This is a genomic window from Brevundimonas naejangsanensis DSM 23858 (assembly GCF_000421705.1).
Classification (GTDB): domain Bacteria; phylum Pseudomonadota; class Alphaproteobacteria; order Caulobacterales; family Caulobacteraceae; genus Brevundimonas; species Brevundimonas naejangsanensis.
Map to the genome: position 1 here is coordinate 139,140 of NZ_ATXN01000006.1, position 25,279 is coordinate 164,418.

Here is a 25,279-nt window from a genome sequence, read left to right on the forward strand (position 1 = left end):
GGCGGCTCAGCCGGAGCAGCGGCATAAGTCGATCCTGGGAGAATGCGATGATCTTGAACTCCGACTATCTGATCGTGCCGCTGCTGGCAGGATTCGAGTGGTTCGACGAAAGCCTGCAGATGAGCCTACGCGAGGCTGGCTGGCCGCACCTGACCCGGCCGGAGTCTATGGTGATGATGCACGTCCAGCTGAACATCGTGCGCCCGGCCGACATCGCCCGCAGCCTGCGCCTGACCCGTCAGGCGGTGCATTCGACCATCAACTCCCTGGTCGAGCGCGGCGTCTTCGAACTGGTGGACGATCCCACCGACGGCCGCATCCGCATCGTCCAGCTGACCGCCATGGGTCGAGCCATGCGCCAGGACGCCCAGAAGATCGTCGATCAGTTGTCCGGCGAACTGGGGCGGCGCATCGGGCCCAAACAGGTCAAGGCTCTGCGCGAGGCATTCGCCTCCGACTGGGGCGCGCCCTACCTGTGCAGCCTGGGCGAACCGGGCCAGCGCGGCGCCGATTTTCTTAAGGACGCCAATAAAGATTAGTAAAGTAGCTTGACGATCAACTCAGATCGAGTTTGTCTAATTTCTTGACAAGCAGCTCACCAAGAGGCCGCAGTCAGGAGGAAGGAAACCACGGTCGGATCGCGGCCGCACGCCTCCTCGTCACAAATATCGCTCCGGCCTTTTCAGGCAGGAGCCGCATGGGGAGGAAACGCATGCGCTACCGTTACGTCATGCTGCTCGCATCGAGCAGCCTCGTTCTCAGCTCGGCCGCCATGGCGCAATCCGAAGCGCCCGTGGCGCCGACGGACCAAGCCAACGCCACCACCGTCGCCGATATCCTGGTCACGGCGCGCAAGCGCACCGAACGCCTGCAGGACGTGCCGATCTCGGTCAACGTCACCAGCGGCGAGGAACTGGCCAGCCAGGACATGCGCAACCTGGAAGCCCTGTCGGGCTCGGTGCCGAACCTGCACATCCAGGCCACGCCGGGCAACAACGCCATCTACATCCGCGGCATCGGCTCTTCGCCGGGCAACCTGGCTTTTGAGCAGTCGGTCGGCTTGTTCGTCGACGGCGCCTACGCCGGTCGCGGCCGCCAGTTCGCCGCCCCCTTTCTGGACGTGGCCAGCGTCGAAGTACTGCGCGGCGCACAAGGCGCCCTGTTCGGCAAGAACACCGCCGCCGGCGCCATCAACATCACCTCCAACGGCCCGCGCGCCGAGCGTGAGCTCGCGACTACTATCACCGGCACGGTCGACGGCGACAACGGCTTCGAGATCACCCAGATCGTCTCCGGCCCGATCACGGACAAGCTGCTGGTCCGCCTGGCTGGTAAATACAGCGACAACGAGGGCTGGCTCGAGAACACAAGCACCGGCGACCACAATCCGGGCCGCGAGGATCTGATCGGCCGCGCCGTCATCGACTATCTGGCCAGCGACACCCTCTCCTTCCGGCTGAAGCTGGAAGGAGCCCGCCAGGAGTTGACCGGCCAGCCGATGAGCACCGTCGCCCCCGGCGGCTCCAAGTCCTTCACGCGCACGACCACACAGGGCGCGCCGGACTATGACGACACCAACAGCTTCAACGGCGTGCTGACGATCAACAAGGATTTCGCCAACGGCGTGACCCTGACCTCGATCACCGCCTATTCGGCCTTCGACTACGACAAGCAGATCGACAGCGACTTCACCACCACGCCGCTGCTGCGCACCGTCTTCCAGGAGGACTTCAAACAGATTTCGCAGGAAGTCCGCCTGACCTCGTCCAACGAGGGGCCGCTGACCTGGATCGTGGGCGCCTATGCCCACAAGAATGAAATCGACATGTATCAGGACACCTACATCCTGACCGGTCCATTCGACGGTCTTAGCGCGCGTCAATTCAACCAGACGAATGAGAGCTATTCGATCTACGGTCAGGGGACCTACGCCTTCAACAACCAATGGAAGTTGACCGCTGGCCTGCGCCAGACCTGGGAAGACAAGTCTGCTGACCAGACCCGCTGGATATCCGGCAGCGTCCCGCCGGCATGGCTAGACACGCCCATCAGCGGCGCGCGCAGCGAAAGCCAGCTCGATCCTTCGGTTCAGGTCCAGTACGCCCTGGATCGCGACACCATGTTCTACGTCTCATACGCCAAGGGCTCCAAGGCTGGCGGCTTCGTCGGCGGCCAAGCCACCAGCACCCCGGACAACTTCGAGTTCGAAGGCGAAACCTCTCAGTCGGTCGAGATCGGCACCAAGCTGACCTTGCTGGAAGGGCGCGCGACGCTCAACCTGGCGGCCTACACCTCCAAGTTTGACGACCTGCAAGTGTCGGGTTTCAATGCCGCGACCAACGCTTTTATCACCACCAACGCCGCCAGCGCCAAAAGCCAAGGCGTTGAGATTGAAGGCAATCTGCGCATCAACTCGTCCGTGAGCCTGTCGGGCTCGCTGGCCTATAATGACGCCAAATACGATTCCTATCCGACCGCGCCTTGCATCTATCGCAAGGGCGCCGCGCCCTCGGCTAACTGCGTCGAGGACATCGGCGGCACCCGCTTGCCGCGCGCGCCCAAATGGTCAGGCGCCTTGACGTTGAACATCGATCATCCGCTGGACAACGGGATGCGGATCCAGGCCGACGCCACAGTACGTGGCCGCAGCGGGACCTATCTGGAGGAGAACTTGAACCCCCTGTCCTATCAGGAAGGCTTCTCGAAGGCGGACCTGCGCCTGGGCCTGGTGTCGGCTGACGACCGCTGGACCCTGGCCGTCATCGGCCGCAACCTGACCAACGAATGGACCGCGTCGCACTCGTTCGGCACGCCCTTCCTGGCCGGGTCCCAGACCTATGTGGTCGATCCCGGCAGGGTCGTCTCGATCCAGTTGGGTCTGCGCTACTAACCAGTTGGGTCTGCGCTACTAAAGAGCCGCTCTCGGAAAATTTCCGTTCGCCTGAGACCGGATCGTCATTAGACGCTCCGGTCTCTTTTTGCCCTGACGCTGCACATGAACCCATGACGTAGAGGTTTTCTGGAGCGCGAATCTTAAACCTTAATTAAGGAGTCAGAATCGCCATGAAAAGATTGATGTTGTTCCTTTTGACGCCTGCCCTGGTCCCTGCCGTGGCGGTTGCCCAGACGACCGTCCAGCTTTCGGTCCAAGCCCCGCCCGCGCATCCGGATGCCCAGGCTACCGACCCGGTCGCAATGGGCTGGATGGTTGGTGCGCCGCCCCCGCCCGAGCGCCTCATTCAGCGCGACGACATGAGCTTCATGAAGTTCCCGCAGATTCGGTGGAGCTTCTCCCACTGGCGTGAATTTCTACCGACCGCGGAGATTTCACGCGGCGATGGCCCGGTGAGCCTTCTGCCCCAAACCCCGCGAGACGATCTGGATGATGTGACGTTCGCACCCCTCGGCAGCGACACGCCGATGACCTGGGCACAGTCGCTAAGCGCCAACTACACCGACGGCATTATGGTCATGCACCGGGGTGCCATCGTCTATGAGCGCTACTTAGGCGCGCTGAAACCTCAGGGTCAGCATATCGCCCATTCGGTAACAAAGTCGTTCGTCGGCACAGCGGCCGCCATGCTCATCGCTGAGGGACGGCTCGACCGTGACGCCAAGGTCGCGCGCTACATCCCCGAACTGGCCGACGGCGCCTTTGCCGACGCCACCGTGGGCCAGGTGCTCGATATGACGACAGGGCTCGCCTACTCCGAGGTCTACACCGACCCCGATTCCGACGCCTTTGCGTTCATCCTCGCCGGCGGCACGATGCCCCAACCGCCTGGTTATGACGGACCGAAGACCACCTTCGACTACCTCAAGACGCTGAAGAAGGCGGGCGAGCACGGTAAGGACTTCGCCTACAAGTCAGTCAACACCGAGGTCGTGGGCTGGCTCGTGTCGCGGGTCAGCGGCCAGCCCCTTGCCCAGGTGCTCAGCGAACGATTCTGGGCGCCGATGGGGATGGAGCGTGACGCCTATATCCAGGTGGATTCCGCCGGTGTCGGCTTCGCCGCCGGCGGGCTCAATCTTCAACTGCGCGATCTCGGCCGGTTCTGCGAAATGATGCGAAACAATGGGACCTTCAACGGCCGTCAGATCGTGCCTTCCGCCGTGGTCAGGGACATCGCCGGCGGGGGCGACCAGACCGCATTCGCGAGCGCCGGCTACACGACCCTGCCGGGCTGGAGCTATCATAACCAATGGTGGATATCTCACAACGACCACGGGGCCTATATGGCCCGCGGCGTTCACGGCCAGGCCTGCTACGTCGATCCCAAGGCTGAGATGATCATCGTGCGGTTTGCGTCGTATCCTCAGGCCGGGAATGCGCTTCTCGATCCAACATCTCTGCCCGCCTATCAGGCGATCGCCGAGCATCTGATCGCCACTGACCTGCAAGACTGAGGGCACGCTCCCTCTTCTTTCACGTCGGGAGAAGGCTGTCGAAATTGAGAACGGCCGCCCTGCGAAGGGTCGGCCGTTTTTTTGAGGCCAGAGGCTCTCTCCTCTACTCACGTCATCCCCGGGCTTGGCCCGGGGATCCATAAACTCGGGCTTTCGTAGTTTTCGCGCCGCGCCTCTGAGGCCGATCGTCGGCGTTTATGGATTCTCGGGACAAGCCCGAGAATGACGAAACAGAGATTCTTTCCTCAGCGGCCGTTCCCCGCATCAGAACGTCGTCTTTATCCACTCCACGAAGACCGCCGCCCCCTCGGCCGCCTTGTCGGGCTGGCCCGAGTAGTAGTGGTTGGCGCCCTCGATCACCGCGTGGGTCTGCGGCGCGTTGACCGCCGCCGCCATCAGGCGGGCGGCGTGGCTGGGGGTGCAGGCGTCATCGGCGCTGTTCTCGATGACCAGCATGGGCACGCTGATCCGCGCCGCGCATTTCAGGCCGTCGGCGTTGGAGTCGTCATAGGACCACTGCGACAGCCACGACCGCAGGGTCGAGAAGCGCGCCAGGCCAACCGGGCCGTCGTTGACCACGACGGGGTCGCCCAACATGCAGTAGTTGGGACGGCGGTCGCTGGGCTCCAGCGTCTCGTCGATGAAGCGCGGGTCAGCCATCGTCCCCTGCACGACGAAGCCGCGCTCGTGATTGTGCAGGCCCTGCGCCTTCAACTCCGCCAACTGGGCCTTCACCCAGGCGGTGATGCGACGGTTGCGGGCGATCTGGGCGTCGCGATAGCGGGCTACGTACTCCGGCGAATAGGGCGCCTGGTTCGGGTTGGCCGGGTCGTAGATGTTCAGTTCGGGATCGCGGTCGAACGGGCGGCTCTCGTCGGTGATCGAGGGGTCGATCCATTCGGTCAGGGTCAGGTTGCGCGACAGGTGCGCCGCCAGCAGGGCGATGCCGTCCGCCGGGATCAGGTTCGCCTTGGTCAGGTCGATCGGATCGCCCGCCGGGGTCTCAGTCACCGTCGGGTTCTCGGCTTCCGCCTGATAGAAGAGCGACAGGGCGCCGCCGCCGGACCAGCCGCCCAGGATCACCTTCTTATAGCCTAGGCGCTCCTTCGCATCCCGGACGCAGGCGCCCAGGTCCAGGGCGCACTTCTCCATGATCAGGGCGTTGTCGATGCCCCGATAGCGGCTGTTGCAATAGATCACGTGGACGCCCTGCTTGGCCAGGGCCGCCGGCAGGGGCAGCCAGGCGCCCCCGCCGATCGGGTGCATCATGATGACGACGGTGTCGGACGGCGTGTCCGGCTTCAGCAGGTGGGCCTCCAGCACCACCGAACCCTCGGCGCCGCCATAGGTGTCCTTGAACGCCGCCTGCTCCTGGAAGACGATCAGATAGGGGGTGCGCTGGTACTTCTTCTTCGTGGAGGCGCCGTTCATCCCTTGAGCTCCGACTGCGGTTTGCCGCGACGGTCCAGGACCTCGGCGCCGAACTTGGCTTCCTTCTCGGCGCGCGTCTGGGCGGTCCAGGCCTTCAGCACCTGCGGCAGGGCTGCGCCCTCTTCGGCCAGGATGCGGTCGTGGTCGGCGGTGCGGGTGGTGATCTCCACCTGGATGCCGTTGGGGTCGTACATGTAGACCGAGCGGACGAAGTGGTGCTCGACCGGGCCGAGGCAGCTGACGCCGTGCGAGCGGATGCGCTGCTGCATCTCCAGCATGTGCGCCTCGTCGCGCGCCTGGATGGCGATATGCATGTCGAAACTGTCCTTGCGCTTGAACCAGGCCGGATCGGCGGTCGAAGGCGCATCGAAGAAGGCGACAAAATTGGTGTCGCCCATCTCGAAGAAGATATGCATGTAGGGCACGGGATCGTTCGTACCCGGCACCTCGTCCAGCACGATGCCCGCCGAGGCCTTCATGCCCAGCACATCCTCGTAGAACCAGCGCGTCTGTTCGGCGTCGCGGCAGCGGAACGCCGCGTGGTGCAGCGAGCGCAGCCCGCTTTCAGTGGTGATCGGCGTGGTCATGAGACTGAACCTTCCTGTCGTTTCCTGTGTGGGATCGACTCCATACCCGCCGTCGATGTTTGTCAAATTGCTTTACGTTATTCACCCTCCGGCCTAGGCTCGCTTCAAACAGAAGGAGGAGCGCGCATGGACTTCGAACTGCCCGCCGAAATCACCGACTATCTGGCGGAATTGGACGCCTTCATCGCAGCCGAGATCGTCCCGCTGCAGGCTCAGGACGACAACGAGCGCTTCTTCGACCACCGCCGTGAATGGGCCCGCACCGACTTCGACAACGGCGGCCTGCCGCGCCACGAATGGGAGGCCCTGCTGGGCGAGGCCAAGCGCCGCGCCGACAAGGCCGGCCACCTGCGCTTCGCCCTGCCCGCCGAGTTCGGCGGCAAGGACGGGTCGAACCTGGCCATGGCCGTGATCCGCGAGCATTTCGCCGCCAAGGGCCTGGGCCTGCACAACGACCTGCAGAACGAGCATTCGATCGTCGCCAACTATCCGCAGGTGCTGATGTTCCGCGACTTCGGCACGCAGGCGCAGAAGGATGAGTTCATCGCCGGGATGCTGGACGGCGGCCGCTCGGTCTGTTTCGGCCTGACCGAGCCCGAGCACGGCTCGGACGCCACCCACATGGACACCATCGCCGAGCCCCAGACCCGCGACGGCCAGCCGGGCTGGCGCATCCACGGCGAGAAGATGTGGACCACGGGCATGCACGTGGCGACCCACGTCATGGTCTTCGCCCGCACCTCGGGCGAGGCGGGCGACGCGCGCGGCATCAGCTGCTTCCTGGTCCCGGCCGAGGCGCCGGGGGTCAAGGTCGAGGAATACCTCTGGACCTTCAACATGCCGACCGACCACCCGCGCGTCAGCTTCACCGATGTCTGGGTCGCCGAAGACGCCCTGTTCGGCCCCTTGGGCGGAGGGTTGGAGCTGGCCCAGCATTTCGTCCACGAGAACCGCATCCGCCAGGCCGCCTCCTCGCTGGGCGCCGCCGATTTCTGCGTGCGCGAGGCGGTGAAATATGCGCGTGAACGCAAGCCCTTCGGCAAGCCGCTGGCGGTCAACCAGGCGATCCAGTTCCCGCTGGTCGAACTGGCCACCCAGGTCGAGATGCTGCGCCTGATGATCCGCAAGACGGCGTGGGAGATGGACCGCATGTCCAAGCCCGAGGTGGCCTCCAAGCTCTCGGACCGCGTCTCCATGTGCAACTACTGGGCGAACCGCCTGGTCTGCCAGGCCGCCGACACGGCCATGCAGGTGCACGGCGGCATGGGCTATTCGCGCCACAAGCCGTTCGAGCACATCTATCGCCACCACCGCCGCTATCGCATCACCGAAGGCGCCGAAGAGATCCAGATGCGCAAGATCGCCGCCTGGATGTTCGGCTTCGCCGGGCCGAACAAGGTCGCCCGCGCGCCGAATCCGGACGCCTCATCTGGCGCCAAGGCATGAGCGAGCCGCTGATTGTCGCCTACGCCGACCTGCCCGGTCTGGCGGGACGCGACCTCGGCGTGTCCGACTGGCTGAGCCTCGACCAGGCCCGCATCGCCCGCTTCGCCGACGCCACCGACGACCATCAGTGGATCCACGTCGACGTCGAGCGGGCCTCGCGCGAGATGGGCGGTCTCATCGCCCATGGGTTCCTGACGCTCTCGTTGCTGCCGCGTCTTCAGGACGACCTGCTGCGTATCGAGGGCGCCGACAAGGTGCTGAACGTCGGCGTCAACAAGGTGCGCTTCGTCAGCCCCGCCCCCAGCGGTGCCCGCCTGCGTCTGCGTCAGACGGTGGCGGCGGTCGAAACGCGCGCCGGCGGCTGGCAGATCGTCAGCGACTGCGTGATCGAAGGCGAAGGCCTGGAGAAGCCCCTGTGCGTGGCTCAGAGCGTGATGCTGGCCCTTCCGGCGGCGGGATCGGAAGCGGTTGCGGCCTAGATAGTAAAGTAACTTGACATATTATTCTGCCATCGCACTATCAACCTCGTCATGTTCGGCAACGGACCAGACGTAGGGAGGACATCGCCATGGACGACGACATGCTGGCTCCGGCGCTGAAGAGCGCCTTGCGTAATCTGGTCCGCTCGGTCGTGGTGGTCACGGCCCAGCATGAGGGCCGCCCCTACGCCATGGCGGCCACAGCCGTCAGCGAGGTCAGCATGCACCCGCCGTCCATGCTGGTCTGCATCAACCGCAACGCCGCCATCTTCCAGGCCATCGACGCCGGGTCGGACCTGGTGCTCAACGTGCTCGGCTCGGACCACGAAGCGGTCTCGCGCGCCTGCGGCGGCGGGGTGCGCGGCGGCGAACGCTTCGCCATCGGCGCCTGGGACGACGGCGAGGACGGCCGCCCGCCGGCCCTGCGCGACGCCTGCGCCGTCATTCACCTGAAACAGGCCCATGTGGTCGACCACGGCAGCCACCGCATCGTCATCGGCGACGTTCTGCGGGTGGACCTGCCCTCGCCTACGCCTCCCCTCGCCTATTTCGCCGGCCGCTATGTACAGGTGGCGGCCGCCTGATCATTTTCATCCCAAAGGCCGCGCAGACGGCTGGGTTTCTAGTGGAGTGAGACATGCCCCGGATCGACCGTCGTTCCCTTCTAGCCGGTATGGCCGGCGTCAGCGCCGCAGGCGTCGCCCCGCCGGTGCGCGCCCGGCCCCGCGCCCCGCGTGACCCGAACCAGCCGCTGAACGTCCTCTTCATCGTCACCGATCAGGAGTTCGGCCTGCAGTCCTATCCCGACGGGCTGCTCGACTATCTGCCGGGGCACAAGGCGCTGCTGGAGCGCAGCCTGCACCTGCCCAACTACCATGTGCACACCACGCCCTGCACGCCGTCGCGCGCCGTCATCTACACCGGCCAGCACACCCAGAAAACCAAGGTCTATTCCAACGCCGAACAGGGCGCCGTGCTGACGCCCGAGATCGACACCCTGGGCGACATGATGCGGGCGGCGGGCTACTACTCGACCTACAAGGGCAAGTGGCACCTGTCGAAGCTGCCGACCGCCGCGCCGGGCTTCCAGCGCGAGTTCCCCGACACCACCGAGGCCATGGAGCCGTTCGGCTTCTCCGACTATAATTTCTACGGCGAAGAAATCGGTCTGACCTGGGCCGGCTATCGCACCGACCGCGCCGTGACCGGCGACGCCGCCATGCTGATCCAGGACCTAGCCAGGGACCCGAAGAAGCGCGAGGACAAGCCCTGGTTCATGGCCGTGAACCTGGTCAATCCGCACGACATCATGTTCTACGACGCCACCGGCGAACAGGCCGAGACGCGCGCCGTATGGAACCTGGCCGCGGTCATGCGCGCCGAGCCGGGCGATGAACTCTATCAGACGGACCTGGGCTTCCCCCTGCCCCGCAGCTTCTATCTGGACGACCTATCGACCAAGCCCGAAGCGCACAGCGGCATCGCGGCGCTGGACGTCAAGACCTATGGGGCCATGCCGCGCGATGACGAGGCCGCCTGGCTGCGCTTCGTCAACTACTACTGCAACTGCATCCGCGACGTGGATCAGAACATCCTGACCCTGCTGTGGGCGCTCGAGAAGTCGGGCCAGATGGACAACACCATCATCGTCTACACCTCGGACCACGGCGAGCGGGCCGCCGCCCACGGCATGCGTCAGAAGGGCGGCACCATCTACAAGGAAGAGACCAACGTCCCGATGTTCATCGCCCACCCGGACGGCGCGCGCGGCCTGACCAGCCAGGCGGTGATGAGCTCGGTCGACATCGCCCCGACTCTGCTGGGCTTCGCCGGCAAGGACGAGGCCTGGGCCAAGGCCAGCTTCCCCCAACTGGTGGGCCACGACCTGTCAGGCCTGACACGCACGCCCGACGCCCGCACCGCGCGCGACGACGAGGGGCATCTGTTCAACTACGGCGTGCTGCTGTCGTGGGACCGGCTGAACAAGAACTACCTCGACCGGCCGATCTTCGACCTGTCCAAGCGGCGCGTGCACCGGGGCGTGTTCGACGGCCGCTATAAATTCGCGCGCTATTTCGCGCCCAGCCAGCACCACACGCCGACCACCTGGGAACAGTTGATCGCCTACAACGACCTGGAGCTCTACGACACCCGCACCGACCCGGACGAGATCATCAATCTGGCCACGCAACCCGAGCGCCACAAGGACCTGATCCTGCGCCTGAACGCCATGACCAACGCCCTGATCGCCCGTGAGGTCGGCGAGGATCGCGGCGGCGAATACCCTGGCCCGGTTGAACAGTACAACACGCTGACGTTGAGCTAGTGAGTTTGTCAGCCCAAGCATGCCGCTTAGAACAACGACGAATTGGGCCCTTGCGATTTGCACCGACCATGCCCAGCAGCGGCCCAATGTAATAGTTGTGTCGCCGCTCCTTTGGCCGGACGAACGTCGGCCGCATCAATTGTCCGAATTCATCGAAAACCTTCCTCCTAAGAGGTGCGCGCTCAAGGTCGGGCGTGCGAGACTTCCACGTTGCGCCTCTCTGGAGAAGCAGCGCCCGGACGGTGTCAAATGTCTGTCTATCCACAATGGCCTCATGTCGGCCCTGGCAGGTCACGCTTTTGTGGCAGATCAACCCGAGATAGATTGGGTTCTTGTCAGGCCATCGCATCCTCCTGAAAAGGCGAAAGCGACGACTAAAATCACATAAGCCCCATAATAAATCTCCGTTTTCACAGCCGCTTATGGGACACTTATGGAGACTATTTACCGAATGACTGGGCCCGCCGCCACATCCCTGTCCATCGGCGTCCACAACTATCACCACTCCACCCGCTGCTCCCCTACGTCACGGGTCTTTTTCTTCCACCAGCGTCCATGAACGCCCACGGGCAGGGAGAGGGTTAGGAAGGCGACCGCTGCCGTCGTGACGCCTTGGTCCGGTTCCGCTCTCGGAACGGATACGGCTTCCTAAAACCCTTCTCATCAGTGTCACGCTCGATCCGCGAGCCGGGACTACGACACACTGGACGCGCCTCTCTATATGCGCGTCGATCAGGGGCCCGCCCAATCGTATTACGTTGATCGTTTTGTAGAACAGCCTCTCTCGACAATCCCTTCTTGATACGTATATCGTATACTAAATGGGAGGGAATGTTGAGATGAACAGATTTCTGATGGGTGGCGTCGCTACGGCAGTGTTGATGCTCAGCGGCGTCGCCGGCGCCCAGACGACCCAATATCAAGGCCAGCAAGCCTGGAGCGATGACCCGCCCGTCATCAGCTCCCTGATCGACTTCGCCAATAATGAAAGCAATCTGCGCACCGCCGTAGACCGTTATCTACAGGACAAGGCCGCCGTCGAGCGCCGATATCCGGTGCTGATGTCGCCGGTCCGTTCGACGCGTTTGCAAGCCTTCTATGCAGCATGGGCCGAACGCCTGGGCCAGACGGATTATGCGGCTCTGAACGCAGAAGGCCGCATCGACTACATCACCCTGCGCAACCGCATCGCCCACGATCAGGCCATGCTGAAACTAAGCGACGACCGCGCGCAGCAGATCGCGCCGCTGTTGCCGTTTGCGACCAGACTGGGGGCGCTCCAGGAAACACGTTTCGACCGCCAGCGCGTGAATGCCCGCGAAGCGGCCGGTCAACTGGACCAGATCGCCGCAGAAGTCGCTCAACTGACCCGCAACGTCGAAGAGTCCGCCGCGCGCAACAACGGCAAGGTCCAAATCAGCGGCGTCACGCCGGTCTCGGCTCGCCGCGCGGCGATCCAGATCGAGCACCTGCGCACCGTTCTGTCTGACTACAACACCTTCTACGACGGTTATGATCCCGACTATTCCTGGTGGGTGCGCGAGCCCTATGGCCGCATCGACGCCGCTCTGGAGAAATACGCCCAGACCCTGAACCGCCATCTGGTCGGCATCCGCGACGGCGAACAACCGCCGATCATCGGCGATCCGGTTCTGGCTCAGGGACTTCAGGCCGACCTGCAACTGGAAATGCTGCCTTATAATGTCGAAGAGCTGACCGACATCGGCCAGCAGGAGTTCGCGTGGATCGTGCGCGAACTGAAGGTCGTCTCCAACCGCATGGGCTATGGCGACGACTGGCACGCGGCGCTGGAGCATGTGAAGAACCTGGCCCCTGCCCCCGGCGAAGTGCCATGGGCCATTTTCGACATCGCCCGGTATTCTGAGGACTTTGTCGAGAAAGACGGCAGCATCACCATGCCCGCCCTGTCGCGCGAGGTCTGGCGTCTGGCCATGCAGACGCCAGAGCGTCAGTTGATCAACCCATTCTTCTCAGGCGGCGAGGTCACCCGACTGTCGTATCCGACTGACGGCATGACTCATCAGGACAAGATGATGTCGATGCGGGGGAACACCCCGCACTTCAACTTCGCCACGGTTCACCACGAACTGATCCCCGGTCACCACATGCAAAGGTTCATGAATGACCGCTTCAACACGCACCGGACCCCTCTGACCAATACGCCGGTCTGGCGCGAAGGCTGGGCGCTGTATTGGGAAATGATCCTGTGGGACAAGGACTTCGCACGTAACGACGCCGACCGTATCGGCATGCTGTTCTGGCGCCTGCACCGCGCAGGCCGGATTGTCTTCTCGCTGAAGTATCAGATGGGCGAATGGTCGCCCCAGCAGGCGGTCGACTACCTGGTCGATGAAGTGGGCCACGAGCGCGCCAACGCCGAGGCCGAGGTCCGCCGCACCACCATCGACGCCCCCTTCTATCAGGCGGCCTATATGATCGGCGGGCTACAGTTCTACGCCTTGCGCCGTGAAGTCGTGGACAGCGGACAGATGACCGAAAGGGAGTTCCACGACGCTGTCATGAAGCTTGGCCCCATGCCGGTCGAGATGATCCGCGCCCGCCTGCTCAACCTGCCCCTGACGTCGGACTACAAGAGCCAGTGGCGCTTCTATTCCGGCCCTGCGAACTGAGGGGCGCGAGATCACGTTCCCTGACGACGGCGCGGATAAGGCAGCCGCGCCATCGCTCAACAGGCTTGCCGGTTTGATTCAAAGTCGGCCCTGTTAGTCCGGCCACTGAAAACACAATCCCCGCCCCTGTGGCGGGGATTTTTTCATAACGCTATGAAATTTCAGTATTTAATTTTGAATATCTCGGCACACGGCAGGTTGACACACTTCTGATATGGGATATCGTATTTCGTATACAGTATTACAAGTTACGGTTTTGCGCTGAGTACAATCGATTCGCCGCGTATCAGGCTCGCTTGGCGCACCTGCTGCGGGTTCGCGTGAGCGGCCCGATAACAAAGGCCCGCAAGTGGCCAAATCTAGGGGCGAAATCATGACTACACGTCAAACCAGGCGCCGCGTTCTGCGCACGACATCCATGCTTACTGGCGCCGTCGCGCTGGGGGCCGCCTTCGCCGCCAGCGGCGCCCAGGCGCAGGAAACCACTTCGGTAGACGATATCGTGGTCACCGGGTCGCGTCTGGCCAGGCCGGACCTCAGCGCTCCCAGCCCGATCACCGTGGTGGGACAGGAAGATATTTCCAACTCTGGCGCGACCACCATCGAAGCCGTGGTCAACGAACTGCCGCAACTGTCCGCCGGCAACACGTCCAGCGTGAACTCGGGCGGCGGCTCGGGCGTCCTGACGGCCAACCTGCGCGGTCTGGGAGCAAACCGCACGCTGACCCTGGTCAATGGCCGTCGCTTCATTCCAGCCAACGGCTCGGGCAATGTCGATCTGGGCACCGTTCCCAGCGCCCTGGTCAAACGCGTGGAAATCATCACCGGCGGCGCCTCGGCGGTTTATGGTTCGGACGCCATCGCCGGCGCCGTGAACTTCATCCTGCGTGACGACATCCAAGGCATCGAAGCCGGTTACCAATACGGTCAGGCCGGCGAAGGCGACGCCGCCAGCCACAAATATGATCTGACCTTCGGGACTTCATTCGCCGACGGCCGCGGCAACATCATCCTGCACGGCAACTACCTGACCCGCGAAGGCGTGATGATGGAGGACCGCGAGTTCTCGCGGATTCCGCTGGATTCCAACACCATGGGCGTCACCGGCTCGGGCAACATCCCCGGGGGCCGGATCGCGCTGAGCGCCGCCCAGCTGGCCTCGCTGGATGTCGGCGCGGGCCCCGGCGTGCTGCCGCGCAATCCCTCATGCACCGCCCCGCAGAACGCCATCCGCTTTGGCGACAACGGTCAGGTGCTGCAGTACTGCTCGCCGGAAGACACATATAACTATGCCGACGGCAACTATCTGCTGCGTCCGTTCGAGCGCCAACAGTTCACCGGTCTGGTCAATTACCAGGTCACCGACCGCGTCGAGGCATTTGCCGAGTTCCACTACGTCAACACCCAGAACAACTTTCAGCAGGCCTCTGACTCGCTGAACGTGCTGACGCCGGATCAGTCCTACTTCGAGGTCGTCGACTATGCGACCAATCCGGTGCTGAGCGCCGCCGTCCGCCAGCTGTTTGTGAACAACGCAGCGGTATTCGATCCCAATGGCACCGGCAACGCCCGCATCTCGGGCGGCATCCTGCGTCGTTTTGATGAGCTGGGCCTGCGCAACTTCGCCTTTGAGCGCACCACCGTCGGGACCACGGCTGGCCTGAAGGGCGACTTCGACATGGGCTCCAGCGCCTGGAACTGGGAAGTCTTCGCCCAGTACCAACGCTCGCGCACCGACGAAACGGTCACCGGCATGATGTCCCCTGCCCGTCTGGGTCTGGGCCTGAACGCCGTGGTGAATGATCAGGGTCAGATCGTCTGCGCCAACAACATTCTCGGCTGCGTGCCGGTGAGCCCCTTCGGTCTGAACTCCATCACGCCGGAAGCCGCCGCCTTCATCACCCCGCACCGCTCGTCCACCGATGAGTTCGAGCGCACTGTCCTGGGCGGCTCGATCGCCGGCGAGGTCTTTGAACTGCCCGCCGGCCCAGTCTCGACCGCTGTCGGCTTTGAATACCGCAAGGACGACTATCAGTATCTGCCCGGCGCCACCGATCAGGCCAGAGAGTACGGCTCTTCGTCGCGTGGGATCACTTCAGGCGGCTATGAGGTCACCGAATTCTTCGGCGAGTTGCGCGTGCCGATCCTGTCGGGCGTCCAGTTCGCTGATGAGCTGTCTTTCGAAGGCGCCGTGCGTTATTCGGATTATTCCAACTTCGGCGGCTCCACCACGTGGAAAGCTGGCCTGGAATGGGCGCCGCTCGACTGGCTGCGCTTCCGCACCGCCTATAACGTCGCCAACCGCGCCCCATCGATCAGCGAGCTCTACGCCCCAGTATCAGTCGGCTATAATGCCGGCGCCGACCCGTGCGCCAAGTCCAACAATCCGTCCGCTGCGCAAAAAGCCCTATGCGTCCAGCAGGGCGTGCCCGCCAACGCCATTGACGACTTTGTGCCCACGGCTCTGGGCTTCAACCAGCGGTCGGGCGGCAACGCCAACCTGCAGGAAGAAACCTCGGAAACCTTCACCGCCGGTTTCGTGGCTCGCGTGCCGTGGGTGTCGCGCCTGAACATCGCCGTCGACTATTTCAAGATCGAGGTCGAGGACGCCGTTGCGACCCTCAGCGCGGCCGACACCCTGCGCGTCTGCTACCAACTGCTGGATATCAGCAGCGCCCCATGTCAGGCCATCACCCGCATTCCGGGCAATGGAGAAGTGTTCGAGGTCAACGCCTCCAGCAGCAACATCGGCTCGCTGTCAGTCGAAGGCGTGGATCTGTCGGCAGACTGGGGCGCAGCTCTGCCGGACTCGCTGGGCCTGAGCGGCCACGGCGCAGACCTCAGCGTCACCTTCCACTCCAACTGGATGTTCGAGCGCGTCAGCCAGTTGATCGGGGCCCAGCCCATCGATTGCGCCGGCTTCTACGGCACCTGCACTCGCATGGGCGCGGGCGGCACCCCGGCGTTCAAGGCCAATCTGGGCCTGTCCTACGTCAGCGGCCCGATCAGCGTGCGCAACCAGTTCCGCTATATCGACAAGCTGAAGCCGATGGCAGGGGTGAACGGTTCGGTCATCAACGCCGATGCCGTCGCCTATTGGGACCTGTCAGCGTCCTATACCCTGTCGGAGCGCTTTGAACTGTTCGGCGGGATCAACAACCTGCTGGATCAGGAACCGCGCATTCTGGGCCAGTCCCACGGCGGCGACTCCAACACCGACGTGACCCTTTACGACCCTATCGGCCGATATGCCTTCATCGGCGTGCGGGCGCGCTTCTAGGACCCCGAAGACCGCTATTCAGGAAACGCGACCAGGCCACAGAACTCCGGTTCTGTGGCCTTTTTCTTGGACGCTTTAGATTGACGGAGAGGCGCTCGTCCGTTCCTGACAGAACGGTTCACGTCTAGGTCAGGCGCGCCGCCTCGGCCAGCACGTCCATCGGAAGCGGCCCTGAGGCCAGGACGAAGTCGTTGTAGCGACGCAGGTCGAACCGCGCTCCAAGGCGGCGCCGGGCCTCTTCGCGCGAGGCGGCGATCTGCTGCTTGCCGACCATGAAGCTGCAGGCCTGACCCGGATAGACGCAGTAGCGGTCGATCTCGCGCTCGGCGGCGTCGCGATGCTCGCCCGCGTGGGTCACCATCCAGTCGATCGCCTGTTCACGCGTCCAGCGCGCATGGTGGATGCCGGTGTCGACGACCACGCGGCAGGCCCTGAAAAGCTGCCCCTGCAGATAGCCGATCCGACCGACCGGATCGCCCTCATAGGCGCCGATTTCGTCGGCCAGCTGCTCGGCGTAGAGCGCCCAGCCTTCGGTCCAGGCCGAGAAACGGACCGTCCGCCGGAACAGCGACAACTCCCCCGCCTCCCGCAGGACGCTGTCCTGGAAATGGTGCCCCGGCACGCCTTCGTGGTGCAGGAGAGTGGGAATGCGCCACAGGGCGTTTTCCTCGACCGAGCGCAGGTTGATGTAGATGATCGACGGCTGGGCGGGATCGCTGCTGGCGCTGTAGAAGCCGCCGGGCGCGCCGTTCTGGATGGCGGGCGAGACGCGACGCACCTCGACGGGCCGATCCGGGGTCACGGTGAACCCGCGCGACAGCAGGCCCTTGACGCGGTTCAGTCGCTGGTTGGCGTAGTCGATGATTTCCTGACGTCCGGCTTCCGTATCCGGCTTGAGGAAGCGCGGATCACGATCCAGGGCCGCCATACGCGCGCCGACTTCTCCTTGCGTCAGCCCCTCGGCTCTCAGCAGCCGGTCGATTTCGGCCGAGAGTTCGGCGACCCATGACAGGCCCAGTTGATGCAGTTCGCCCGGCGCATAGCTGGCGGTGGTGTTGGAATGAAGCGCAGAGGCGTAATAGGCCTCGCCGTCCGGCTTGGCCCAGACGCCGGCGCGGGCGTCGGCGCGGAGCTGCAAGGCGGCCAGGGCTTCGCTCTGGCGCTGTAGCGCGGGCCGTATCCGCTCGGCGAAGATCGCCGCCCCGCGCGTATCCAGACCGGCGATCCCGGCTTCGCGCGCACGCTCCAGCGCGGGCGCCGTCAATGCATTCCCCGTCGGCGAAGCATCCCGCAAAGCTGCAATCTGGGCCAGGGTCTTGGCCAGAATGAAGTCGGGGGGGATGACGCCGAGCCCCGCGTCATGACCGATCTGTTCGGTCTCCTGATCCAAGGCGACGGCGAACTGGTTCAGCTTGTCGAGATAGCGGTCGGCGTCGGCCGCGTCCTTCATCGGCGAGCGACCGCCGATGCCGTCCGGCAGCCAGTAGTAGGCGCCGTTCATCTGGCTGACGACATAGGGGCTGGGCCGCAGATTGATATCCGAGAAGCCGTAACGGCCATACTGGTCCGCCATCGCCTCATAGACGAAGCGGGCCGTGTCATAATCCAGGGCTGCGGCGGCCGAGAGCGCGACGCGGTTCACCCCACGCAGTTCCGCCAGCCGCTGCGCCGTCGCCTGTCCGTGGCGAGCGCGGGCCGCCAGCGAATAATCGGCCAGGCGGTCGCCGCCGCCCTCCTCGGCGCGCAGGGCCTGTGCGTGGCGTTCGAGCATGGCGGCCAGACGGGCGTCGTCGCCCCTCCCGCCCATCGCCGCGCCCGGCGAAACGGTCGAAGCGGCGCCCGTAGTGCAGGCCGCCAGAGGAGAAGCCAGGCCGAGCGCCGCAGCGCCGACCAGGAGATCACGACGACGCATCAGGCGGCGCTCCATTGCTGAACAAGGGCGTCCAGGACTTCCATCGGCAAGGGGCCGGAACGCAATACAAGATCGTTATAGTCGCCCAGGCGGAAACGACCGCCCATGACCTGTCTCGCCGCCTCGCGTGAGGCGACGATCTGTTGCTTGCCGACCATGAAGCAGCAGGCCTGCCCAGGGTAGACGCAGTAGCGGTTCACTTCGCGCTCGGTCGGTCCGCGCAGTTCGCCGACGGTGTCGACCATATAGGCGACAGCCTGTTCGCGGTCCCAGCGCTCGTGGTGCAGGCCGGTGTCGACCACCACACGCCCCGCGCGCCAGAGCTGCGCCTGCAGATAGCCGATCCGGCCGTAGGGGTCGGCCTCATAGGCGCCGATCTCGTCCGACATGGCTTCGGCGTAAAGGGCCCAGCCTTCAGTCCACGCGGAGAAGCGCGCCGCGCGCCGGAACGCCGACAAGCCGCCGACCTCGTCCAGCACCGCCGCCTGAGAGTGGTGGCCCGGCACGCCCTCATGATGGATCAGCGTCGGCAAGCGCCAGGACGGCAGATCGCTGGGCGTCTTCAGGTTCAGCAGCACCCCGCCCGGCGCGCCGCCCGACGGCCCATTGTAGAAGGCGACCGGAGAGCTGTCCTCGGTGGCCGTCGACATGCGGCGTACCTCGACCGGCGTATCGACCAGATGAGTAAAGGCCCGCGACACCCGCGCCCGCGACGCCGCCAGATAGGCTTCGGCCTGACGGTGCACCTCTGCCCGTCCGGCGTCGGTGTTCGGTTGCAGGAAACGCGGATCGACGTTCAGGGCGGCGATGCGTTCGCCGACCGAGCCCTGGCTCATTCCCAGCCGTTTCAGATCGGCGTCGATCTCGGCCGACAGGGCCCCCACCCACTCCAGGCCCTGACGGTGCAGTTCGCCCGGCGCCCGCCGGATCGTAATGTTGGCGTACAGCGACGAGGCGTAGAGCGCCTCGCCGTCCGGCTGCGCCCAGACCCCCGCCTTGTCCGACGCGCGCCCGACAAGGGCGTCCAGCGCCAGCGCCTGACGGTCCAGCGCAGGGGCGACGATCCGGCGGAACAGGGCCGCCCCTTCCTCGCCCAGGGCTTCGTCAACGCGGTAGGCGGGGGCCAGCACGGGATTGGCCTCCGGCGCGCTGTCGCGCAGGGCCCTGACCTGCGCCGCTGTCATCGCTAGAATAAAGTCGGGCGGAATGACGCCCTGCGCGGCGTCGTGGACGATGCGTTCGCTCTCCTGCTCGATGCCGCGCGCCAGGGCGGCGACGCCGTCCAGATAGACCTCTCGCCCCTTGATCGCCCGCGCGCCGATCCGCGGCGGCGACCAGTAGTAGGCGCCGTTCATCTGGCTGACGACATAGGGGCTGGGGCGCAGGTCCAGGTCCACGGTCCCCGGCCGCGCCAGATGATCATCCAGAACGCCATAGACGAAGGCTGCCGTATCGCGGTCGATGCGGGCGGCGGGCGACAGGGCCGCGCGATCGACGCCCTGAAGCTCGGCGATCCTTTGCGTGTTCTCAGCCCTGAAGCGGGCGCGTCCGGCGACGGAGCGGTCGCCCAGCGGATCCGCCTCGCTTCCTCCGTCGAACGCCTGAAGCGAGCGGGCGTGCCGCTCCAGCAGCGCCGCCAGCCGACCGTCGGCGCTGTCGAAAGCCGCAGCCGCAGGCGCGGCCGCAAGAGCGGCCGTCCCAGCCGCAGCCGTCAGCATCTGCCGTCTGTTCATGCCCTGCTCCCCTTCAGTCCCGCCCAGATAGACCCGGACCATTGTTCTGGGTTCAGTCGATTCCGACCGAACCGAAAATGATCTAGGCGGCGGCCAGCCAGTGGTCGATCTTGGCTTCCAGCACGTCCAGCGGCAGGGCGCCCGTGTCCAGCACCTGATCGTGGAAATGGCGGATGTCGAACCGGTCGCCCAGCTTTCGGGTCGCCCGGCCGCGCAGTTCCTGAAGCTTCAGCTCGCCCACCTTATAGGCGCAGGCCTGGCCGGCGTTGGTGATGTAGCGGTCGATTTCGACCACCACGTCGCGCTGCGCCATCGAGGTGTTGGCCAGCATGTAGTCGATGGCCTGCTGGCGGTCCCAACGCAGGGCGTGAAGTCCGGTGTCGACCACCAGACGCACGGCGCGGAGCATCTCCATGTCCAGATGGCCGAACCATTGATAGGGATCGGTGAACAGGCCCAGGTCCTTGCCCAGAGACTCCGCATAGAGGCCCCAGCCTTCGGTATAGGCGGTCGCGGGCGCCAGGCGGAAACGCAGCAGATCCGGCAGGCTTTCGTCTTCCTGCACCAGCGACGACTGATAGTGGTGCCCCGGCACGCCTTCGTGCAGCGCCAGGGTCTCCAGCGTCGGGATCGGCCGCGTGTTCAGCATCGCCATGTTGAAATACAGCACGCCAGGCTCGGAGGCGTCCGGCGGGCCCGAGCGATAATAGCCCGTGCCGCGTTGGTCCCCCAGCGCGGGCAGCGGACGGACCTCGAACTCAGCGCGCGGGCGGCGCGAGAACAGTTCGGGCATCCGTTGCCAGACCTTGGCCTCGATCCGCTCGAAGTGGTCGATCAGGTCCTTCGGCTCGGTGTAGTAGAAGCTCGGCTCGGTGCGGATATGTTCGAAGAAGGCGGGCAGATCGCCGGTGAAGCCCGCCGCCTTGCGCGACTCCTCCATCTCGGCGCGGATACGGGCCACTTCCGAAACACCGAGGCGGTGAATTTCTTCGGCGCTCATGGTGGTCGTGGTGTGACGCACAAGATCCGCCGCATACACGCGCGCGCCGTCCTTCATCGCCCACAGGCCCGCGCCGTCGGTCGCCGTCGGCAGATACCGCTCGCGCAGGAAGACGCGCCATTGGTCATAAGCGGGATAGGCGCCGTCCTGGACCGCCTTGCGATAGGCCGTCTCCAGTCGCGTGCGGTCGGCCGCCCCGATCGCGTCGGGAAAGCGCGTCGCCGGGGCATAGAGGGGATTGTCCTCGACCGGCAGGGCCAGGAAGGCCTCGACCTGCGCCAGGACGTTGGTCACCACGATCTTCGGCTGGTGATAGCCCTCGGCCATCCCCTGCTCCAGACGCTTCACCGTGTCGTTCATGAAGGCGGTGAAGCCTTCAAGCTGGGCCAGACCCAGCTCATAGTCCTGAACCGACTTGAACTGGGCGCTGGTCATATAGTCGGGGAATTCGACGTGCAGGCCGAACGAGGCGTTCAGCGGCGCCTTGTTGCGGATCGCATGCAGGCCGCTGTCGATCTCTTCGACCGCCTTTTCCGCTTGATAGCGGAAGACGTCATAGGCGATCTGATCGCCCTCAGGCAGGGACGCACGGTCGATGGCCGACAGGGCGTTCAGCTCCGCCCGCTTCTGGGCGCCGAACTGCCGGGCGTAGGCCTCGCCCTGAGGGTCGATGAAGACGTCGCCGGTCGGCCGCTGCCCCCGTCGCGCCAGGCGCAGCGGATTCAGGGCGTCGTCCGCCTTTTGGCTCTCCTTGACCAGGGCCGCGAACCGCTCGCGCGCGTCCGTCTGGCGCCATGCCGCCGCAGCGGGCGATGCGGCGGCGATGTTGAGCGCCGCCGCACCGGCCACGCCCAGAAGCAGTTCACGTCTTCTCATACTCGGTTCCCTCAACTCATACGTCCCGCTCAGAATTCAAAGCGCGACGACGACGGCCTCAGGAGGATGGCCGAACCGTCGCCGCCGCGCCTGATCGGGGTCAGAACTTAGCCGTCAGACCCACGAAGTAGCGCCGTCCCAGGATGTCATAGGTCGAGGGATCGGTGTTGGCCTGGATGCCCGGCGACCAGGTGCGCGGGTCCTGATCGGTCAGGTTGTTCACGCCCGCGCGCAGGACGACGCGGTCGCTCACTTCCCAGGTGCCCAGCAGATCGAAGTAGTTGATCGCATCCAGCTTGTTATCAGTGCGGTAGATATCCACCTCGCCGACCCGACGCCAGCGGGCGCCCACGCCATACGGCCCCTTGGAATAGTTGACCGAGGTCAGGAACTTCCATTCCGGGAAGGTGAAGCCGTTGGTGGAGTCGATGGTGCCTGCGCGCTCGTTGAACGGACCGCCCGCAGCATCCTGGCGCTGCCAACTATCCATCCAGCCGACCACGAAGTTCAGGTTCAGAGCGCCCCAGTCGGGCATGCCGGCGTCCATCAGGTCGAAGCCCCAGTCGACCTGAAGGTCGACGCCAGAGGTCTTCAGCGTGGCCAGGTTCTGCTGCAGGCCCAGGCTGTCCACCACATTGCCCGTCATGGCGTCGCGGCGGAACAGCTGGCAGTAGCCGTTGTTGGCGTCATAGCTGGTGTTGGTCACGCCCGTGGCGTTGAAGCAGCCCTGAAGCTGGTTCGCCGCCGTGATGGTGCCGACCACGTCGGTGATCTCAATGCTGTAGTAGTCGAGCGAGGTCGACAGGCGCGAGAACAGCGGGTTTTCCAGCTGCGGACGATAGACGAAGCCCAGCGTCCAGGTGTCCGCCGTCTCTTCCTTCAGGTTGCGGTTGCCGCCGACGAAGCCCTGAATTTGCGTGCTGTTGAAGACATAGCTGTCGACAGCGGCCGCCGACAGGCCCTGTGCGATGCAGAGGTCGCGGACCTTGGCCCCATCGGGTCCCTTGCGGTATGCGCCGCGGATGTCGCACGGGTCGCCGCCATAAACGGCCTGGCCTGCGGCGTTCACCGGGCTGCCGATCTGCGGCGAGCTGATGTCGCGGTTGCCGAACAGTTCGCCGATGGAGGGCGCACGCACGGCGCGCTGGACGCCGCCGCGAACACGCAGACCATCGACAACGGCCCAGTCGATGTCCGCCTTATAGGCCGAAACCCCGCCGACGGTGCTGTAGTCGGCGTAGCGATAGCCCAGGTTCAGGTCCAGCGACTGGACGAACGGCTGATCGGCCAGGACCGGGATCAGGGCCTCGATGAAGACTTCGGTCGAGTTGGTCGAGCCGGTCAGGGGCTGAACCGGGTTGAAGCCGGCGACTTCCACGCCGCCGATCTTGCCGCCGTCAGGCAGGCCGTCCGCGCCCAGGTGGTCGACGATCGGATTGCTCTGCGACAGGCCGGCGTCCGGACGGAAGGCGAAGGTGTCTTCGCGATACTGAGCGCCCAGGGCGACGCGGACTTCGCCGGCCGGCAGCTGGAACAGACCGCCCTGCATGGTCGCCTCGACGACGCTCTGCTCGCTGAGGGTCGCGTTCTTGCTGTTGCGGTTGATGTAGTTGATGCAGCTCTGCGACAGTTGCGTCAGGCCGAAGGGGTTGAAGCCGCCTTCGCACAGATTGGCGCCGCCGGCCGGATCATCCAGCAGACGCTGAACGGCGGAACGCGAGACGTTGCCCGACTGCTGCGTCTGGTTGTCGACGCGGCCGTACTGGGCGCTGACGTCATAGCGCCAGTCGCCGAACGGCAGAGCGCCGCGCACGCCGGTCGTCACCTGATAGACCGTGGTGCTGTCCTCGGCCAGGCGGCCGCCGATGGCGTTGAAGCGCTTGTTCAGACCGAAGGAGGCCGTCGGATTCGGACGCGCGTCCAGGAAGGCGCGCAGGTCGGGCGAGATGAACGGGTTGGTCGTCGGCACGCGGAAACCGTACGTCGGCGACGGCCCCGGCATCGGCGTCGGCGCCAGGATCACGTCCGAGCTGTACTGGGTGTACAGGACGTTGCCGTACAGCTCGACCGAGTCCGTCAGATCATAGCGGACCGCCGAGAAGGCGTTCCAGCGCTCCAGCGGAATGCTGAGCATGCCGGTCGCGCCGGTGTTGTAAGCCCAGGCCACGCCCGGCTGGTGATAGGCGTCCCATTCGGCGCCGCCGGGGCTCTTGAAGTTGTAAGCGCCGACGTGGCTGAACAGCGAACCATCGGTGTTGTAGCCGAACTCGCCGGTCGGAGTGACGCAGCTGGCGCAGTTCAGATAGCTGTTGATGAAGGCCTGGCTCGGCAGGTTGGTCGAATCGAAGGTCGTGACGCCCAGCGGCGAGACGCTGTTGCGGCCCGAAACGCGCGAGAAGCCGCGCGCATCGCTCATGATCGCCGAGCGGGTCGAACGGCCGATCGACAGCACCGCATTGCCGCGGCCATCGTCCAGGTTGCCGCCCATCGTGATGGTGAAGCTCTCGGTCGTGCCGTCGCCGCGTTCCGTCTGACCGTACTGGGCGTCGATCTGAACGCCGGAGAAGCTGTCGTTCAGGGTGAAGTTGGCCACGCCGGCCAGGGCGTCCGAGCCATAGGTGGCCGACGCGCCGCCTGAGATGACTTCGACGTTCTTGATCAGGGCCGCCGGGATCAGGTTGACGTCGACCGTGCCATCCGCGTTCGACGGCACGATGCGGCGACCGTTCATCAGGACGAGCGTCCGGTTGCTGCCGAGGCCGCGCAGGTTCAGGTTGGCCTGACCGCCATTGCCCGGGTTGACCGAGCCGTGGCTGTTGCCGGGCATGAACTGCGGCATGTCGTTCATCAGGCTTTCGACCGTCACCGATCCGGTCGCCTGCAGGTCTTCCTGGCCGACAGTTACGATAGGGCTGGTCGAATTATAGTCCTTCCGGACGATCCGCGAACCCGTGACGACGATCTCGCTGACCGAGGTGGGTTCGTCCTGAACCATGGCGGCGGCAGGCTGGGCGGCGAAGGCCGTCAGGGCGGCGACACCGCCGATAACAGTGGATGTCAGCAAACACTGACGCGTGTTGGGAGAGGTCAACGGAGGAACTCCAAGGGAATTTAGCGTGAAGGAATGAGCGATCAGGCGCGCGTCGCCGCG

The 25,279-nt window shown here is 64.8% G+C and carries 15 protein-coding genes; 9 read left to right on the forward strand and 6 right to left on the reverse strand.

The window, feature by feature from the left end; genetic code table 11:
- Positions 1 to 47: 47 nt before the first annotated feature.
- The 3 genes from H556_RS0112985 (at position 48) to H556_RS0112995 (ending at position 4,407) form a co-directional block, all read left to right on the forward strand.
- Positions 48 to 539 carry a MarR family winged helix-turn-helix transcriptional regulator gene (locus H556_RS0112985; RefSeq protein WP_024354848.1) on the forward strand — a complete coding sequence of 164 codons (492 nt, stop codon included), beginning with the start codon at positions 48 to 50 and terminating at the stop codon, positions 537 to 539.
- A gap of 173 nt (positions 540 to 712) precedes the next feature.
- Complete coding sequence (locus H556_RS0112990; protein WP_024354849.1) at positions 713 to 2,890, forward strand: TonB-dependent receptor; 2,178 nt, start codon at positions 713 to 715, stop codon at positions 2,888 to 2,890.
- Positions 2,891 to 3,063: 173 nt separating this feature from the next.
- Positions 3,064 to 4,407: a serine hydrolase domain-containing protein gene (locus H556_RS0112995; RefSeq protein ID WP_211216131.1), complete on the forward strand. Its 1,344-nt coding sequence runs from the start codon at positions 3,064 to 3,066 to the stop codon at positions 4,405 to 4,407.
- Positions 4,408 to 4,671: 264 nt separating this feature from the next.
- Here the strand turns inward: H556_RS0112995 and H556_RS0113000 are convergent, their stop codons facing one another.
- Both H556_RS0113000 and H556_RS0113005 read right to left on the reverse strand, forming a co-directional pair.
- A complete protein-coding gene (locus H556_RS0113000) occupies positions 4,672 to 5,838 on the reverse strand; it encodes an alpha/beta hydrolase (protein WP_024354851.1) in 1,167 nt (388 codons plus the stop codon).
- Positions 5,835 to 6,425 carry a VOC family protein gene (locus H556_RS0113005; protein ID WP_024354852.1) on the reverse strand — a complete coding sequence of 197 codons (591 nt, stop codon included), beginning with the start codon at positions 6,423 to 6,425 and terminating at the stop codon, positions 5,835 to 5,837. The genes H556_RS0113000 and H556_RS0113005 overlap by 4 nt, the downstream gene beginning before the upstream one ends.
- Positions 6,426 to 6,551: 126 nt before the next feature.
- On the opposite strand from H556_RS0113005, the gene H556_RS0113010 reads away from it, so the two are divergent.
- From H556_RS0113010 to H556_RS0113035, 6 genes are all read left to right on the forward strand, one after another.
- Positions 6,552 to 7,871, forward strand: coding sequence for an acyl-CoA dehydrogenase family protein (locus H556_RS0113010; protein WP_024354853.1), 1,320 nt, complete (start codon positions 6,552 to 6,554; stop codon positions 7,869 to 7,871).
- Complete coding sequence (locus H556_RS0113015; RefSeq protein ID WP_024354854.1) at positions 7,868 to 8,350, forward strand: MaoC family dehydratase; 483 nt, start codon at positions 7,868 to 7,870, stop codon at positions 8,348 to 8,350. The genes H556_RS0113010 and H556_RS0113015 overlap by 4 nt, the downstream gene beginning before the upstream one ends.
- Before the next feature lie 89 nt (positions 8,351 to 8,439).
- Positions 8,440 to 8,934, forward strand: a complete 495-nt coding sequence (locus H556_RS0113020) for a flavin reductase family protein (RefSeq protein WP_024354855.1) — start codon at positions 8,440 to 8,442, stop codon at positions 8,932 to 8,934.
- 53 nt (positions 8,935 to 8,987) lie between these two features.
- Complete coding sequence (locus tag H556_RS0113025; RefSeq protein WP_024354856.1) at positions 8,988 to 10,676, forward strand: sulfatase family protein; 1,689 nt, start codon at positions 8,988 to 8,990, stop codon at positions 10,674 to 10,676.
- Positions 10,677 to 11,515: 839 nt separating this feature from the next.
- Positions 11,516 to 13,327, forward strand: coding sequence for a DUF885 family protein (locus H556_RS0113030; protein ID WP_162140915.1), 1,812 nt, complete (start codon positions 11,516 to 11,518; stop codon positions 13,325 to 13,327).
- A gap of 373 nt (positions 13,328 to 13,700) precedes the next feature.
- The gene (locus tag H556_RS0113035) at positions 13,701 to 16,607 is read left to right on the forward strand and encodes a TonB-dependent receptor plug domain-containing protein (protein WP_029673644.1); all 2,907 of its coding nucleotides are present in this window, start codon (positions 13,701 to 13,703) and stop codon (positions 16,605 to 16,607) included.
- Between the two features lie 124 nt (positions 16,608 to 16,731).
- On the opposite strand, the gene H556_RS0113040 is transcribed toward H556_RS0113035, so the two are convergent.
- The 4 genes from H556_RS0113040 to H556_RS0113055 form a co-directional block, all read right to left on the reverse strand.
- Complete coding sequence (locus H556_RS0113040) at positions 16,732 to 18,519, reverse strand: DUF885 domain-containing protein (RefSeq protein ID WP_245559486.1); 1,788 nt, start codon at positions 18,517 to 18,519, stop codon at positions 16,732 to 16,734.
- Positions 18,519 to 20,252 carry a DUF885 domain-containing protein gene (locus H556_RS0113045; RefSeq protein WP_024354860.1) on the reverse strand — a complete coding sequence of 578 codons (1,734 nt, stop codon included), beginning with the start codon at positions 20,250 to 20,252 and terminating at the stop codon, positions 18,519 to 18,521. Before H556_RS0113045 ends, H556_RS0113040 begins: the two co-directional genes overlap by 1 nt.
- Before the next feature lie 82 nt (positions 20,253 to 20,334).
- Positions 20,335 to 22,128: a DUF885 domain-containing protein gene (locus H556_RS0113050; protein ID WP_024354861.1), complete on the reverse strand. Its 1,794-nt coding sequence runs from the start codon at positions 22,126 to 22,128 to the stop codon at positions 20,335 to 20,337.
- Between the two features lie 100 nt (positions 22,129 to 22,228).
- On the reverse strand, positions 22,229 to 25,192 hold the full coding sequence (locus H556_RS0113055; protein WP_245559487.1) for a TonB-dependent receptor domain-containing protein: 2,964 nt from the start codon (positions 25,190 to 25,192) through the stop codon (positions 22,229 to 22,231).
- Positions 25,193 to 25,279 lie beyond the last annotated feature (87 nt).

Excerpts from the sequence above, each read along its gene's own strand:
- H556_RS0112985 (WP_024354848.1), top strand. The coding sequence starts at position 48 with ATGATCTTGAACTCCGACTATCTGATCGTGCCGCTGCTGGCAGGATTC.
- H556_RS0112990 (WP_024354849.1), top strand. The coding sequence starts at position 713 with ATGCGCTACCGTTACGTCATGCTGCTCGCATCGAGCAGCCTCGTTCTC.
- H556_RS0112995 (WP_211216131.1), top strand. The coding sequence starts at position 3,064 with ATGAAAAGATTGATGTTGTTCCTTTTGACGCCTGCCCTGGTCCCTGCC.
- H556_RS0113000 (WP_024354851.1), bottom strand. The coding sequence starts at position 5,838 with ATGAACGGCGCCTCCACGAAGAAGAAGTACCAGCGCACCCCCTATCTG.
- H556_RS0113005 (WP_024354852.1), bottom strand. The coding sequence starts at position 6,425 with ATGACCACGCCGATCACCACTGAAAGCGGGCTGCGCTCGCTGCACCAC.
- H556_RS0113010 (WP_024354853.1), top strand. The coding sequence starts at position 6,552 with ATGGACTTCGAACTGCCCGCCGAAATCACCGACTATCTGGCGGAATTG.
- H556_RS0113015 (WP_024354854.1), top strand. The coding sequence starts at position 7,868 with ATGAGCGAGCCGCTGATTGTCGCCTACGCCGACCTGCCCGGTCTGGCG.
- H556_RS0113020 (WP_024354855.1), top strand. The coding sequence starts at position 8,440 with ATGGACGACGACATGCTGGCTCCGGCGCTGAAGAGCGCCTTGCGTAAT.
- H556_RS0113025 (WP_024354856.1), top strand. The coding sequence starts at position 8,988 with ATGCCCCGGATCGACCGTCGTTCCCTTCTAGCCGGTATGGCCGGCGTC.
- H556_RS0113030 (WP_162140915.1), top strand. The coding sequence starts at position 11,516 with ATGAACAGATTTCTGATGGGTGGCGTCGCTACGGCAGTGTTGATGCTC.
- H556_RS0113035 (WP_029673644.1), top strand. The coding sequence starts at position 13,701 with ATGACTACACGTCAAACCAGGCGCCGCGTTCTGCGCACGACATCCATG.
- H556_RS0113040 (WP_245559486.1), bottom strand. The coding sequence starts at position 18,519 with ATGCGTCGTCGTGATCTCCTGGTCGGCGCTGCGGCGCTCGGCCTGGCT.
- H556_RS0113045 (WP_024354860.1), bottom strand. The coding sequence starts at position 20,252 with ATGAACAGACGGCAGATGCTGACGGCTGCGGCTGGGACGGCCGCTCTT.
- H556_RS0113050 (WP_024354861.1), bottom strand. The coding sequence starts at position 22,128 with ATGAGAAGACGTGAACTGCTTCTGGGCGTGGCCGGTGCGGCGGCGCTC.